The organism is Mesorhizobium sp. WSM4807 (genome assembly GCF_055811615.1).
In genome coordinates, this window is record NZ_JBVVQY010000007.1 from 91430 (window position 1) to 105151 (window position 13722).

Here is a 13722-nt window from a genome sequence, read left to right on the forward strand (position 1 = left end):
ACCAGGTAGAGCGCCTATGATGGAGATCCCGCCAACAGCGCCACCGCGGACGCAGGCGCCACGCTGCTCGCTTCGCCGCGAATGGCGTCATCTGCGGGGACGATCTCGGCGAAATCGACGAAGCGGCGTTCCATGCGTTCGGCCAGCCGCCTGATCTGCCAGCGGCCGGTTCCGGCGCCGACGATCGGCGCATCCCGGGCCAGGGACCCGGCGACCAGGGACCCGGCAACCAGGGACGCAGCGTCGTGGATCTTGCGCAATTGCCGTTCGCTGAACCAGCGTGCGACTTCATGCCATTCCGGCAGGGTCAGCTCGGCGGCGTCGCGCCCGATCATGCGCGCCAGCCGCGCTATCGAACCATCGACGGTCTTTTCCTTGCCGTCGGCGGACGCGTGCCTGTCGTCCTTCTCGTCGAGCACCCCCAGGATACGGTGCGCATCGGCGATCGAGGCGAAATACTCGTTCATCAGCGGTGTCAGCCTGCCGCGGACGGGGGCCGACGAGGCGACGCCGAACAGGAACGTCCTGGTGAAGCCGGTATAGACCAGTTCGCCGCTCAGAAGCCGTCCGGCATCGGTGTAGCCGTCATTGGCGACGGAGCCATTTTTGATGGCGATAATGTCGGTGGTGGTCGAGCCCATGTCGACGAACAGAGCATCGCCAGCGAGCTTCGCCACCAACGACGCTGTCGCGTGCCAGTTGGCGGAGGCGACATCGCTGCTCAGCCGCGCTGCCTGCTCGACCCCGACAAAGCCGGACGGCCCGGCATAGATCAAGTTTTCGCCTGCGACACGGGTTGAAATCTCATCCAGCAGAGCCGCGACGCCTGCATCGCGGGACGGAAAGACATCCACCAGTTCGCCGGTCATGGTGAATGCGTTGAGGTCGGCGCCGGCATAGATAGGAGCCGTTTCCTCGAATGCCGAGGTCAGGGAATGGAGCCCTTGCCAGAGCGGCGTGGCGATCGTTACTGCCTCGACGATGCGGCCGTCTTGCGCACGCGTCACCTTCAGATGGGCTCCGCCAATATCGAAGCCGGCAACGATGCTCTTTCTTTTTTCCACGGTTCAAGCTTTCATCACAGTTGGTCAGGGGCAGTTGGTCAGCGAGAAAAAGAGCGTTGCGTATCATTCCGGTTCTTGACCTGAAAGGCGGCGAGGTGGTCCGCGCCCAGCAAGGAAAACGCGATCGCTACAGGCCGATCGTCACGCCGCTCAGTCAAAGTTCCGATGCCGTCGCGGTCGCCGAAGGGCTGCGCCGGCTTTATCCTTTTCCGGCCTTCTATATCGCCGATCTCGATGCCATCGAAGGCGGAACGCCAAACAGCGGCGCGCTTGCCCGGCTGAAGGCGATGGCGGAGCCGCCGGAGCTTTGGGTCGATGCCGGCTTCGCCGACAAGAAAACCCTTTCGGCAGCACTTGCCCAGCCCTGGCTTTACCCGGTGCTGGGTTCCGAATCGCAGCAAGACGACGCGTTGTTGCGGCGTTTTTGCAATCATCCGGAGCTTATCCTGTCGCTGGATTTCTTCGACGACGGGTTTCGCGGTCCGGCATCATTTCTCGACGAGCCGGAGCTTTGGCCGCAAAAGGTGATCGTCATGACATTGGCCAAGGTCGGCTCCGCCTCCGGTCCCGATTTCACGCGGCTTGAGGCAATCAAGGCGAAGGCTGGAAGCCGCTCCGTCATCGCGGCCGGCGGGGTGCGCAACGAGGCTGACATTCGCGCCCTTTCGTCACTCGGTATCGCCGCGGCGCTGGTCGCGACCTCGCTGCATGACGGCACGCTCACCCCGGGGCACCTCGCAACGCTTGGCACCTGACATCGCGTGATCTCGAACTTCGGCCTCGGAAACTGCCTTGGATTAGAGCGGCGAACTCTCAAGTCGATCGTCTCGCCGCTCTATCTCTTTGCTGGAGCATCGGATTTCCCAAAACCGGTTCCCAACCCTCGGGTCAATTCCGAGGGCAGGTTTTGGGGTCCGATGCTCTAAAGGCCCAGAAGTTTTTTCAGGCGGCGCAACAGACCATCCGGCTCAGCGGAGGGTTTTGCCTGTGCGGGGCTGTCTCTTGTCTAAGCCGCGAACGGATGCTTCACCTGGTCCCGCTTATCCGTGGCTTCGGCGGCCGTCGGTGTTCCCGCGACCGCGCGTTGGATGGCTTCCTTTGTCGCTTCGTAATTGTACTTCTGGATCTTGGCGTCGTCCGCCGCGTCCCAGTGGATGAAAACGCCGACGCAGATGAACAGATCGTCCGCCTCGCTGGCAGGAATGATCCCCTCGGCGACGCTGTCCTGCACAGCCTTTGCAACCGCATGCTGGGCCGGGCCGAACATCTGCACGGCCTGCTTGGCGCCCTTGATCGTGACCTTGTTGAACATCACGGTGTTGGGCTTGCACTGAAGATTGGGCGCGATCACCGCCAAAAGGGAGGTAAAGCCGTCCTTGTTGTTGGTAAGCGCGTTGCAAAATGCCGTTTCGACCGCGCTCCCCCTTGGGCCGATGAGCAGGTCGACATGCGCCACTTCGTTGCCGTCTCCTACCAGCGATTCACCGACCATTACTTTCGAGATCTTTGCCATGCCAATTTCCTCCAAGACACAGTTATGGTGTCCAAAGACGCCGCAAACCGAGCGAGCGCTCGATGGACAGCTATCCTTGTTGGCAGCGCCCGGACATCCGGACCGGTTGGCTGGATAGCCGCGGAAGCCCAGCTTCCGCTCCTGAAAGTCAACCACCAACGTTGCGATTATGCAAGCTGAACGCCGAGGGTGTGGACTAAAAGAGTAGCCACGGTCAGGTCGGCCGAGGTGCCGGGGTTGACGTTGTCCGCCTTCAGCCGGCGGTCGAGCTCCATGAGCAGACGAATGCGTGACGTCTCGTCATCGTTGGCATGCAGCGCCGCCTCAACGGCAAGGGCTTCTTGCCGCGTCTGATCTGCGACGTCAGTTCCATGATTGCGCACCACATGACTGTCGGGGAAGCCGGCGAGAAACGCCATATAAGCGAACACCGTCGGCCACATGCCGCCTTCGCCGCGTGCCAACGCCGCTTTCAGAGCCGCAAGCCCGACGCCGAACACGTCGCCGAAACAGGTAACATACTGGCGGGCGATCATGTCGCGGTCGGCCGCCTCCTGCATGGCTTCGAGCAGATGAACCTTCGGCTCCTGCCGCACATCGTTCGCGGCCTCTCCGAGCCCGCCCGGCGCGGCCGCGACGATCGCCTCAAACACCGCCCTGGCATCGTCCATGCTCATCGCGCGCAGCACCGCGTCGAGATTGTCGTGGAGTCGATTGTCGTGCAGTCGACTGTCGTGCAGTTGGGCGCCCGCCATTTCGGCGGCGCATAGCAGAGGCCCTGCCAGAAGAATGATACCGAGGTTGGTATTGGTCGCGACCGCCAGACGTGTCGCGCGGACCGCTTCCAGCATGCGCTGTCCGACCGGCAGTCGCGGATCGGTCAGCGGCGCGGACGAGACCTCTGCGCTCGTCATGAACTGGGCGGCGGACATGCCGTGCCCGTCGGCGAACAGATGGACATTGCCCGGTTTCAGCGCCTCGATCTCCATCCGGCAGGCGTCCTTATAGGCAGCCCGGAGGCGTTCTCGCGAAAGCGCCATGCCGTTGGTCACGAATTCGCCGGCGCAGTGAGACGGTAGGGTCGCGCTGCCGCCGCCTCGGTACGATCGGCCAGGAATTTCAGCAGGGCGTCGGCAATCGCATCGGCGATGTTCACCGCGACAACCGATTGAAGCCCGGACCAGGCGGGCATGCTGTTGACCTCAAGCACGAACAGCGTGCCGTCGGCCGACGGCACGATGTCGACGCCGGCGAAATCGGCGCCGATAGCGGCGGCGGCGGCCCGTGCCAGCGCCGCTAATTCGGTTTCGCCGTGCCCCGAAACCAGCTCGGGCACTGCCCCGCGATTGACGTTGGTGATCCAGTCGTCGCCACGGCGGCTCATCATCGCCAGGACTTCGCCGGCGCAGACGAAAACGCGAAAATCGCGGAAAGGAGGGCCGGGGCGCGGCACGTAATGCTGAAGATAGTAGACGCCGTTCACCTCGTCCTCGGCGGGGAGATCGGACAGTGTTTCGATCAGTCTGATGCCGCGGCCCTGTGCGCCGAAAAGCGGTTTTAGCACCAGCGGCGTGAACGGCAGTTCGCGTTCTGCAATCGCTTCGGCCATGGCACGTCCTTCCACCGCGAATGTCGGCGGCGTCGGCAGACCGGCATTCTTCAGGAGGAAGGTCGTCATCGACTTGTCAACGCAGCGTTCTATCGCCTGTGCGGAATTCCACACCGGAATGCAAAGCTTGCCGAATGCGTGCAGCACGCCGAGGCGTCGGGTGACCGCTTCGAACGATCCGGCGGCGATCGAACGGACCAGCACGGCGTCGGGCAGCGCGCCGTCGAAGCTGGGGATCGACAGTCCGCTCGGGCTGCCGGTGTCGAACGCGATCGCCGCCAGCGGCACGGTTGCGACAACGGCGCCGCGCCGGTCCAGCCTTGCCGCCAGGCCCTTGGCGCGGACGTCCGAGACGTCGCTGACGATCAGGATGCGGGGGATCATGTCGCGCCTCGGATACCGGTATACCGAAGGCGCGAGCGGGCGGCCCGGCAAGCGGATGATAGATGAGTCCGTTGCACCGCCATCGTCTAACCGAGGCTCCGTTCGAGCATCTGCAGATCACGTTCGCCGGTGCGAAACGTATCGCCGGTCTCGATCGCTGTCACGATCACTTCGGCCGGGCTGAACAGCAGCGGATCGATGGCATAGAAATCACCCTTGAACCGCTTGAAGATCTCGGCGAAGGGGTGGCCGTGGTCGCGCGAGGCGCGGCTCGGCAGTTGCTCCGCCAGTTCCCTGGCGTCTTTCGACGAGCCTTTGACGAAGAGCTGAACGCTGCCGCCATAGATGATGGCGTCGTTGGTTCTGCCCATCGCGGTCAGGAAATCCGGATGGGGGGCGGGGATAGGCGCCGTGCCGATGCCGTCGACAACGTTCTCCAGCGGAAATTTGAGATCGTTGCTCTTGTGCAAGGCGACCTCGAGCGCGCGCGCGACGATCTGCACGCTGCCTGCAACGCTTTGTGTCGGCGCATAGAGGAAGGTGAGCTTTTCGGTTGGAATTCCTGTGGCGTTGCCGCCTTTCTAAAGGAGCGCGTGGGGGGGGGGTTGGGGGGTCTCCTGTATACCCCCGGCTGATGACGCTGTGTCGCTATAGTAATGTGCTTCTAACCGGGGTTCGACGGGGGCGCGCGCCCGCGCCGGTCCCGATCCCATGGCGAAATAGCCTTGGCTCGACAGGTTCCAGCCCGCATACTGGCTGCCCAGGCAGGCAAGCACCGGCTGCGAAGACCGCACTTCGACGGTGAGCGGCCATTTCCGCGACGCGCGGTCCATGCAGACCGAAACGCTGCCGAGCCCGCCCATCGCGGCTTCCGCCATGTGCAGCCCGGCCTCGACGCCGCCGGCGGCCTTGGCGCCGGCATCGATCAGGCATTCGCCCAATGGCCCCCTGGCAACGGCGATACGCAGGCGTTCGGCGTTGCCGATCATGCCGTCTATGATGCGCTGCGCATTGTCGTTCAGGAATGCCGAACCGTCTTTCATGTCCGGTCTCCTTCCCATTGGTGTTGCAATCGGCTGGCTTGTCCCTTGATAAGCCGCCTGGTCAGATCGGCGCTCGGACCGCGCGCGAAGATGGTGCAGACAGGATCGCCAGCAATCAGACGGGTGCCGGGCGACTGATGGTCGGCGGTCCATTCAGGCCAGGCAATCGATGGAAACCGGGCGATCGGCGCCGCGGCATAGGTCACCATCGACGCCATCGAATCGACGAAGCGCGGCAGACGGTAAGCCTTGCCTGCCGCGGCGCGCAGATGCGCTTCGATCAGTGGCGCGTCGGCATCGTCGAAAATGTCGAGCGTGGCGCCTGGCCTCGGATTGATCTCGATGAGCTTGTAGCCATCCGGCCCACGAATGAGATCGGCGCTGCACAATCCAACCAGGCCGGCGCGGCCCGCCAGACCTGAAAGCCAGCCACGGATCATCGCCGCCTGCCTGCGATCGAAGCGTCTCAACCGCACGGCGCCGCCATAGCGATAGGGCGCTGCCGGGGCGGGGGACGCCCATTGTTGGCTGAAGCCGACGATATCAGCGGTTTGGCCGTCGCCGACGAACAGGGCCGAGATGCTGCGGCCGGCAACGAAACGCTGGAAATAGCGGCCGGTGGCCGGGGTTTCTCCGGCGGCCCGTCTGATATGCGTGCCGCCGGCGCCGCCCGCGGTCTTGACCACCCAGTTCTCCGGATCGGGCGGCCGGTCCCATCGGAATTGCGGATGCGGAATGCCGAGTTCGGCGCAATCGGCGGCCAGCAATTGCGGGTCCTTGATCCTGCGGATCGCGCCGCCGCCATTGCCGGCGAGCGGAAAATGGCGCGCGATCTCATCGACGGTCTCCGTCATCCGCTCGAAGCCCGAGCCTAGGACAATGGCGACCGGCTGGTCGTCTCCTGCCAATTGCTGAAGCGTCTCGATGATGTTCTCGCCGTCGATGCCGCCTTGCAGGTCGCCCGGCAGCATCGTCGCGCGTTCGGCAAGCGCGACCGTGTCGGTGTCGCAAAAGAAATCGGCGACCAGCGGACGATAGCCGGCGCGGCGCGCAGCGGCAGCCAGCGCCCGGCCTGAAATCGCCGCGATCAAGAGAGATCCGGCGTTATTTGGCGATTTCGCGTGCAAGGGAAAATGCTTCCTGGAAATCGAGCGTGATGGTTTTTTCGGCTTCGATCATTCTTTTGAAGAGGCCGAATTCGACCTTGTATTTCACGTTGCCGATAGCAAGCGGACCAATGCCGACAGCTTTTGCCGCTTCGAGGGGATCGCTATTGGCATTGACGGCCACGCCTTCGATGCCGGCCGGCGGGACCGCGTTGACGTCGGCGGCAATGAGCAGACCGTCGCCTTTCAACTGCGCTTTCGAGACCACCTGGACGCCGGCCTTGGCGCACGCCAGGATCACCTCGCTCGCCTCGACCAGCTTCGTCTTGCGGGCGTCGCTCGACCCGTCGGCCGCATCCACGGCGATGTTGAAACGGCCTTTGATCTCGGCCGCGATCTGCTCGACCCTCTCGATGCCGTCATGACCGACAAGCGTGACCCGGGCGCCTTCCCTGGCCGCGATGACGGCAGTGCAGAAGCCGACGACGCCGGTGGCGCCGAAAACAGCGATCCTCGTGTCCCTCAGCCCGCGCTCGAATTTCTTCTCCAGCGCTTTTTCGACCTTGGCCACCATCGCCGCGGCCGTGGTGAACGAGCCGGCCGGATCGGCGAATACCGAAACCTGGAAAGGCGGCACCATCGCTTTTCGCGCTGCGTCGAACATGTCGAGCGCCAGCGAGGCATCCTTGCCGGCGATAAAAATGCCGGTATCGACGCCCGCATCGGGCGGGCGCGAGAAGATCGCGTCCTGCACGAGGCCTGTCACCTCTCCCAGGCTTACATCGACATAGGGGACGACGGCGTCGAAACCTGCATCGAGAGCCATGTTCACGTCGAAAGGGCTCATATGCTTCAACGGCGTCAGCATGTGCAGGATGTGTTTGCGGGCCATTTCTCGCCTTTCTTCTTGAACCTGATCGTGTTGCCCAGCCGTCAGCTGCCGACGAGATCAAGTTTGGTCGAACTGATCTTCGCGCCGGAATTCCTGCCCTTGACGATCCTGATCTCGATGCCGTCTTCAACTGTCTGCTGAACCGCGCTGACGAAGCTGACTGCGGCGTCCTGCGATGGGGCGAAGGCAAACCCTGTTGGTCCCCACGAACTCTGGCCGATGCCGACAGCGCCCGCTTCATTGAGACCGTGTGCCACCCTCTCGACCCGCTTCGAGGTGAACACGCCGCCTTGCGCGGGGGCGAAATGGGTGCCGATCAGCATCTGGATCGCGGCGACGGCAGCGCCGAAGGCTGGAAGGTCGTGTTCGACCAGAGCCGGCATAATGCCCATCAGCACCCGCCGGCAGATCTCGCCGCTGCCGGAAGCAGGGAAGGGCGGCAGCGAACGAAACGCCGCGATCTCGGCATCGCCATGCAGTCCATGCCCGCCATGATCGAGGATCAGGATGACGCGCCACTGTTCCGGAAACGGCAATCGCGCCACGACCGGCGGCGGCCTGCCGCTGTCGTCCTTGCCCGCATCGACAATGACACCACCGCTTTCGAAACTGGCGATGCCGATGCCGGATCGTCCGCCGCGATCGAGCAGGGTCGCGTCGCCGCCGATATCGAGAGGCAGTTTGTGGAGCGTGCGCAGCGCCGAGGCGACGGCAAGGGCGATCTGCGTGCCGGAGCCCAGCCCGGCATGGCTCGGGATCGACTGTTCGACCACCAGACGGTGCTGGCCGCGAATGCCGAGATGCCTGCAGAGCGTCGACAAATGTTCGCCAGCGCGCCGGCTCTCGGTGCCTTCGACGATGGTCTCGCTAGACCGCGACAGGGTGACGACGGTTTCGGGTTCGCTCAGAGGTAACCCGACGCTGCCAAAGCGACGTCCGGTATCGCCATTGAGATCGAGGAAGCCAAGGTGCAGGCGGGCGGGCACTCGTATGGTAACAGAATTCGACATCTACCCCCCGATGGGTGCATCATAGACGCATCATGGAAGTTTAGGTGCCCGTCGCCATGATAGCTGTTTTCGTCGAAGGGGCAAGCCGGAGAGAGTGCATTCGTTTTATCTTCTTTTGGCCCCGGCGCGAAAACGGACCGGGCAAGTCGCGGAGGTCGAGATGAACGAGACGCCTAAGGAAAAAGTCTATTCGGAAGCCGAGATTGCCGACCGGCTCGAGAAGGAACTGCCGAAATGGTATTACGAGAACGGCTGGATCCGGCGCAAATACAAGACCCATAGCTGGAAATCGACACTGATGGTCATCAACACGGTCGGCCATCTCGCCGAGGCGGCGTGGCACCATCCCGACATCACGGCTTCCTACGCCTGGGTCGAAGTGCGTCTGATGAACCACGCAGCGAAGGGCATCACCGACAAAGACTTCGAGCTGGCCAAAAAGATCGAGGATGTCGTCCAGTGGCAGCCGGCCAAGGAAGGCGGCGCGCTGGAAGGCACTCCGCCGACCGATCAGCGCTTCGCTTACATCAAATATGATTAAGCGCGGTCGGAATTTGTTGATAGCGCATGAAAACATTCGCTAATCTGCCAGCTGGCGGGGTTCACGGCCGATCCAGTTTCGTTTAGGATCAGGCCGGCACCAGAAAGTGGCGTAGTGAATGGCGGTTGCTTGGATCGGCAACCGGGAAACGCTGGTCGAGCGCGCGGCTGCACATGCCGCCGCGCTGTTGGGGTCGAGCCGGTGCCCGGTTTTCAGCTTGGATACGGATATACACGGCACCAGGGCGGCGATCGCGCTGGCTGAGCGGGTTGGCGCGGCATACGACCATGTCGACGGCGCGGCAGTTTCCCGGGAGACCGCGCTTTTTACCGACAAAGGCGCGATGACCGTTGCGCCCGGCGAGACGCGCCGGCGCGCCGATGTCGTGGTGATTGTCGGCGAACTCCCGCAAATCCATCATGAATTTGTCTGCGAACTCTCAGCCACGGTTCCCGATCTCTCGGCCCCCGATCTCTCGGCCAAGAATCAACGCGAATTCTTTCTGGTCGGGTCGAACGGGGCGTCTGCGCCGCCGTTGAGCAACAGGCGGACGGCGACGCTCCTGTCCTGCGGCGAGGCAAGCCTCGGCGCGACGCTGGCGGCTCTGAGGACGCAGTGCAGGGGGCGACAGACATCGCAGCCGGTGTCGAATTTCGACGATTTCACCAAAGCCCTGGAGGCTGCGCATTTTCCCGTCTTCCTGTTTTCAGGCGACGCAACCGAAGGGCTGGCGCTTGAGATGCTGCAAGGACTGATCACTGATCTCAACCGCAAATCACGCGCATCCGGCCTGCATCTGCCGGCAAGCGAGAACGGATGGGGTAGCGCGCTCGCCTCGACCTGGATGACGGGTTTTCCGCTGCGCACCGGCTTTGCGCGCGGCGTCCCGGAATTCGATCCCTGGCGTTACGATGTCGCGCGCATGATCGCTGCCGGCGAAGCCGACCTGCACCTGCGGATATCGTCCTCAATTGTCCAGCCGCAGAAGAAAAAGAACCGCATGGCGCTGATTGCGCTGGCGAAAACGGAGGAGCCGATCGCGGGTGCTGCGGTCACCATCGCCATTGGCGAAGCGGGCGTCGATCACGAGGCGGTGGTCTATTCCGGCCGCACCGGTTCGCTGCGGTCGATCGATGCGCGAGCGGCCTCCGAACTGCCCTCCGCTGCGACTGTTATCCGCCTAGTCGCCACTCATGTCTCCGCCGAGGCCGCGTTGCCATGCTGACGAAAATTGCCGGCGGCGACATCATCGATCCCGTCAACGGACGTCTCGGCAAGGGCGACCTCTGGGTCAGGGACGACAAGATCGTTGCGGCGCCGGCGGGTGGCGCTGCCGAGCGGACCATCGACGCTGCCGGCTGCATTGTCATGGCGGGCGCCATCGACATCCATTCCCACATCGGTGGCGGCAACGTGAATACGGCACGGCTGCTCCTGCCCGAACAGCATGCCGCGCACCAGGCGCGACCGGCGACGACGCCGCTCTCCAACGCCGGCTGGTCGACCTTCCAGACCGGCTGCCTCTACGCCAAGATGGGTTTCACCACGGTGGTCGAGCCGGCGATGTCGCCGGGAGCCGCACTTCACACCCATCTCGAACTGGCCGACATCCCGATCATCGACAAGGCGACGCTCGCCATTCTCGGCAACGACGATTTCCTGCTGTCGATGATCCGCGACGACGCTTCGTCTCAAATGATCGAGGACTATGTCGCATGGACGGTCGCCTCGACGCGGGCGCTTGGGGTCAAGGTGATCAACGCCGGTGCGGCGGCCGCCTTCAAGGAAAACGTCCGCACCTTCTCGCTGGACGATGTGGTGCCTTCCTATGGCGTCAGCTCGCGCAAGATCGTCAAGACGCTACAGGCGGCCGTCGACAGCCTTGGCGTCCCGCATCCTCTGCATGTCCATTGCAACAATCTGGGCGGCCCCGGATCGGCGGACACGGCGGCCGCGACGATCGCGGCGGCGGAAGGATTGCCGCTGCACCTCGCCCATCTCCAGTTCTACGGCTACGGCACGGAAGGCAAGCGCAAGTTTTCGTCGGCCGCGGCGCGTCTTGCCGAACTGGTCAATGCGACGCCGGAAGTCACCATCGATATCGGCCAGGTGATGTTCGGCCAGACGGTCACCATCTCCTCCGACGTCATGCGGCAGTTTTCGGCGCGTGGCGGTGCGCAGCCGAAGAAATCCGTCATTCATGACGGCGACGGCAATGGCGGCGGCATCGTGCCCTACAGCTATGGCAAAGATTTCTATGGCACGATGCAGTGGGCGATCGGGCTCGAGCTTTTTCTCCTGATCAACGATCCCTGGCGTGTCTTCTTCACCACCGATCATCCCAACGGCGCGCCCTTTACCGCCTATCCGGCCCTGTTCGAGTTGCTGATGAACCGGGAAGCGCGCACCGAAATGATTGCCGGACTTCCAAAATCCGCCATGGCGCTCTCCACCCTGGCCGCAGTCGACCGCGAATACACGTTCGAGGAAATTGCCGTCATGACGCGCGCGGCCCCAGCCAAGCTGCTCGGGCTGACAGACCGGGGTCATCTCGGCGCCGGCGCCATAGCCGATATCGCTGTCTACCGCAGGGACGGGAATATCGCGAAAATGCTGGGGCAGGCGGCGTACGTCTTCAAGGATGGCGATCTCGTCGTGCAGGATGGGGAGATCACCCATTACCGCTGGGGCAAGGCGCTCAGGCTCAATCCGTCGCCGGACAAGGCGATGGTGCGGCGCCTGGAGGATTATCACCAGCAACGCTATGGCCTGTCGCTGGACTGGTTCAATTTCCCGGATTCCGCGATCGCGCGCGAACAGCCATTCGGCGAGGTTGCATGCCGAACGTGAGCGTAAATGGCATAGTGATCGACGATACCTTTGCCGAGGCCTTCGGCATGCGCGCGACCGCCATCATCATCACCGCGCCGAACCGGAAATGGGCCCGCCAGGCGGCGATCACGATGACCGGCTTTGCCACCTCGGTGATCGGCTGCGGCTGCGAAGCGGCAATCGATGTCGACCTGCCGCCATCGGCCACACCGGATGGCCGGCCCGGCTGCCGCGTGATGATCTTTGCGATGGGAACAGACGAGTTGCAGAAACAACTGCTCAATCGCGTCGGCCAGTGTGTCTTGACCTCGCCGGGTTCCGCCTGCTTCGCCGGACTGGAGGGCAGCGCCGAGTTGAAGCTCGGTTCGGCGCTGCGTTATTTTGGCGACGGCTGGCAGATATCCAAGAAAATCGGCGGCAGGCATTTTTGGCGCGTTCCCGTCATGGATGGCGAATTCCTGTGCGAAGCGACGACCGGGCTGACGAAGGCTGCCGTCGGCGGCGGCAATTTCTTCGTCATGGCTGAAAGCAGCGCTAAGGCCTTGGTTGCCGCCGAAGGCGCGGTTGCCGCGATAGGCCTGGTGCCGGGCGCGATCGTGCCGTTTCCGGGCGGCATCGCCCGTTCGGGTTCCAAGATCGGTGGTAAATACAAGGGCATGATCGCCTCGGCCAACGAAGCCTACGCGCCGACATTGCGCGGTGTTGTCAGGAGTGAGCTCGGTTCCGACATCAACGCTGTCCTGGAAATCGTCATCGATGGCGAGACCAACGATGCCGTTGCCGCCGCGATGAAGGCCGGCATCAAGGCCGTCATCGAGCTTGGGCCGAAGCGAGGCGCGGTTCGCATAAGCGCCGGCAATTACGGCGGCAAGCTCGGCAAGTTCACCTATTCGCTGAAGGATATGCTGCCGTGAAAGCGCTGACCTTCACCCTTGTCGCCGAGCCGCCCGAGCGCCTTGACCTGTCGCCGCTGACGCCGGAGCGGCTTGCCGGGATCGAAAGGCGCGACATCGAAAAAATCCAGATCGGCATGTCGAAGCATGGATCGAAGGTCGGCGATATCTTTCGCGTCGCCGGCAACGATCCGCTGGACATCGTGTTCGAAGGTGGGAGCGCGCGCCTCGACCGCGTGGCGGAAGGCATGCGGGGCGGTTCGGTTCGCGTCGTCGGTAATGCCGGCGCCCAGGCCGGGCGCGTCATGCGCGGCGGCACGCTCACGATCGAAGGCAATGCAGGTCCGCATGCCGGCTCCGGCATGCGCGGCGGCAGGCTTGAAATAACAGGCAACGCCGGTGATCACCTTGGTGCGCCGCTCGCCGGGGAACTGGCCGGCATGAATGGCGGCGTGCTGATCGTCAGAGGCAAAGCCGGCGCTTTTGCAGCCGACCGGATGCGGCGCGGCCTGATCGCGGTGCTGAAAGGCTCAGGCGACAATGCCGGCAGCCGCATGATCGCCGGCACGCTGGTGGTGGCCGGCGGCACCGGCGAGATGCCCGGCTATCTGATGCGTCGCGGTTCGATCCTCCTCGATCGCGCGCCGAAAAGCCTGTCGCCGAGTTTCGTCGAATGCGGTGCGCCGGAGAGCGTTTTCGCCGCCGTCATCGATCGCCATCTGATCGCCGAGGGTATTTTGAAACGGCCGATTCTGGGCATCGCGCCGCAGAAATATGGCGGTGACAACGCGGTGCTTGGAATGGGTGAGGTTCTTTTCCCTCGCTGAGGCGTGCT

The 13722-nt window shown here is 63.5% G+C and carries 13 protein-coding genes and 1 pseudogene; 6 read left to right on the forward strand and 8 right to left on the reverse strand.

Annotated features, from left to right (window positions below):
* Positions 1 to 14: 14 nt before the first annotated feature.
* Positions 15 to 1064: a hydantoinase/oxoprolinase family protein gene (locus tag AC0L3N_RS11460; RefSeq protein ID WP_473526833.1), complete on the reverse strand. Its 1050-nt coding sequence runs from the start codon at positions 1062 to 1064 to the stop codon at positions 15 to 17.
* 56 nt (positions 1065 to 1120) lie between these two features.
* Between AC0L3N_RS11460 and AC0L3N_RS11465 the strand changes: the two genes are divergently transcribed.
* Positions 1121 to 1819 (forward strand): HisA/HisF-related TIM barrel protein, encoded by a 699-nt coding sequence (locus tag AC0L3N_RS11465; protein WP_473547709.1) that lies wholly within the window; start codon positions 1121 to 1123, stop codon positions 1817 to 1819.
* Between the two features lie 251 nt (positions 1820 to 2070).
* On the opposite strand, the gene fae is transcribed toward AC0L3N_RS11465, so the two are convergent.
* From fae to AC0L3N_RS11500, 7 genes and pseudogenes are all read right to left on the reverse strand, one after another.
* Positions 2071 to 2577: a formaldehyde-activating enzyme gene (fae, locus tag AC0L3N_RS11470; protein ID WP_095489033.1), complete on the reverse strand. Its 507-nt coding sequence runs from the start codon at positions 2575 to 2577 to the stop codon at positions 2071 to 2073.
* 167 nt (positions 2578 to 2744) lie between these two features.
* A complete protein-coding gene (locus tag AC0L3N_RS11475) occupies positions 2745 to 3629 on the reverse strand; it encodes a triphosphoribosyl-dephospho-CoA synthase (protein WP_473547710.1) in 885 nt (294 codons plus the stop codon).
* A complete protein-coding gene (locus AC0L3N_RS11480) occupies positions 3626 to 4570 on the reverse strand; it encodes an ATP-grasp domain-containing protein (protein ID WP_473547711.1) in 945 nt (314 codons plus the stop codon). The genes AC0L3N_RS11475 and AC0L3N_RS11480 overlap by 4 nt, the downstream gene beginning before the upstream one ends.
* A gap of 86 nt (positions 4571 to 4656) precedes the next feature.
* Positions 4657 to 5613 (reverse strand): annotated as a pseudogene (mch, locus tag AC0L3N_RS11485) (methenyltetrahydromethanopterin cyclohydrolase).
* Complete coding sequence (locus AC0L3N_RS11490; RefSeq protein ID WP_473547712.1) at positions 5610 to 6704, reverse strand: ATP-grasp domain-containing protein; 1095 nt, start codon at positions 6702 to 6704, stop codon at positions 5610 to 5612. Before AC0L3N_RS11490 ends, mch begins: the two are co-directional and overlap by 4 nt.
* Before the next feature lie 13 nt (positions 6705 to 6717).
* Positions 6718 to 7611 (reverse strand): NAD(P)-dependent methylenetetrahydromethanopterin dehydrogenase, encoded by an 894-nt coding sequence (locus tag AC0L3N_RS11495; protein WP_473547713.1) that lies wholly within the window; start codon positions 7609 to 7611, stop codon positions 6718 to 6720.
* Positions 7612 to 7652: 41 nt separating this feature from the next.
* Positions 7653 to 8621 carry a beta-ribofuranosylaminobenzene 5'-phosphate synthase family protein gene (locus AC0L3N_RS11500; RefSeq protein ID WP_473547714.1) on the reverse strand — a complete coding sequence of 323 codons (969 nt, stop codon included), beginning with the start codon at positions 8619 to 8621 and terminating at the stop codon, positions 7653 to 7655.
* 160 nt (positions 8622 to 8781) lie between these two features.
* On the opposite strand from AC0L3N_RS11500, the gene AC0L3N_RS11505 reads away from it, so the two are divergent.
* The 5 genes from AC0L3N_RS11505 (at position 8782) to AC0L3N_RS11525 (ending at position 13714) form a co-directional block, all read left to right on the forward strand.
* Entirely contained in the window at positions 8782 to 9162 is a 381-nt protein-coding gene (locus AC0L3N_RS11505; protein ID WP_473547715.1) for a 4a-hydroxytetrahydrobiopterin dehydratase, read from the forward strand.
* 118 nt (positions 9163 to 9280) lie between these two features.
* Entirely contained in the window at positions 9281 to 10387 is a 1107-nt protein-coding gene (locus tag AC0L3N_RS11510; RefSeq protein ID WP_473547716.1) for a tungsten formylmethanofuran dehydrogenase, read from the forward strand.
* Positions 10381 to 12012 carry a formylmethanofuran dehydrogenase subunit A gene (locus AC0L3N_RS11515; RefSeq protein WP_473547717.1) on the forward strand — a complete coding sequence of 544 codons (1632 nt, stop codon included), beginning with the start codon at positions 10381 to 10383 and terminating at the stop codon, positions 12010 to 12012. The genes AC0L3N_RS11510 and AC0L3N_RS11515 overlap by 7 nt, the downstream gene beginning before the upstream one ends.
* Positions 12000 to 12908, forward strand: a complete 909-nt coding sequence (gene fhcD / locus AC0L3N_RS11520; RefSeq protein WP_473547718.1) for a formylmethanofuran--tetrahydromethanopterin N-formyltransferase — start codon at positions 12000 to 12002, stop codon at positions 12906 to 12908. Before AC0L3N_RS11515 ends, fhcD begins: the two co-directional genes overlap by 13 nt.
* Positions 12905 to 13714 (forward strand): formylmethanofuran dehydrogenase subunit C, encoded by an 810-nt coding sequence (locus AC0L3N_RS11525; protein WP_473547719.1) that lies wholly within the window; start codon positions 12905 to 12907, stop codon positions 13712 to 13714. The genes fhcD and AC0L3N_RS11525 overlap by 4 nt, the downstream gene beginning before the upstream one ends.
* Positions 13715 to 13722 lie beyond the last annotated feature (8 nt).

Excerpts from the sequence above, each read along its gene's own strand:
- fae (WP_095489033.1), bottom strand. The coding sequence starts at position 2,577 with ATGGCAAAGATCTCGAAAGTAATGGTCGGTGAATCGCTGGTAGGAGAC.
- AC0L3N_RS11480 (WP_473547711.1), bottom strand. The coding sequence starts at position 4,570 with ATGATCCCCCGCATCCTGATCGTCAGCGACGTCTCGGACGTCCGCGCC.
- AC0L3N_RS11495 (WP_473547713.1), bottom strand. The coding sequence starts at position 7,611 with ATGGCCCGCAAACACATCCTGCACATGCTGACGCCGTTGAAGCATATG.
- AC0L3N_RS11500 (WP_473547714.1), bottom strand. The coding sequence starts at position 8,621 with ATGTCGAATTCTGTTACCATACGAGTGCCCGCCCGCCTGCACCTTGGC.
- AC0L3N_RS11505 (WP_473547715.1), top strand. The coding sequence starts at position 8,782 with ATGAACGAGACGCCTAAGGAAAAAGTCTATTCGGAAGCCGAGATTGCC.
- AC0L3N_RS11510 (WP_473547716.1), top strand. The coding sequence starts at position 9,281 with ATGGCGGTTGCTTGGATCGGCAACCGGGAAACGCTGGTCGAGCGCGCG.
- AC0L3N_RS11515 (WP_473547717.1), top strand. The coding sequence starts at position 10,381 with ATGCTGACGAAAATTGCCGGCGGCGACATCATCGATCCCGTCAACGGA.
- fhcD (WP_473547718.1), top strand. The coding sequence starts at position 12,000 with ATGCCGAACGTGAGCGTAAATGGCATAGTGATCGACGATACCTTTGCC.